Annotated in this window: 1 protein-coding gene; it reads left to right on the top strand. The window is 60.0% G+C overall.

What is annotated here, in order from left to right:
- Positions 1-18: 18 nt before the first annotated feature.
- Positions 19-275 (top strand): HAD family hydrolase (locus ACZ2IA_RS22960; RefSeq protein WP_470294900.1); only part of this gene is annotated, 257 nt, incomplete at its 3' end.

Raw genomic sequence — 275 nt, 5'->3', positions numbered from 1 at the left:
CTGGCCGGTGGATGTGCCTTGCCGCCCCTGGCCGAATTGCAAGCAGAATTTTCCGGGCACTACCGCGACACCAGCGGACAAATGAGCACGCTGTACCCGGCAGCCCGGGAGAACCTGCAGCGTTTGCGGGAGCAAGGCGTCAAATGTGTGCTGATCACAAACAAGGAGCAGATTTGTGCGCAACGGGTCATCGATGCGCATGGGCTGACCCCGCTGTTTGATGTTCACATTTACGGCGATACCTACCCGACGCGCAAGCCGGACCCCGGTGGTAT

It is taken from the genome of Crenobacter sp. CS_VA4, assembly GCF_055597485.1.
The sequence above is the reverse complement of the archived record's forward strand: the minus strand, read 5'-3'. Positions and strand labels throughout refer to the sequence as shown.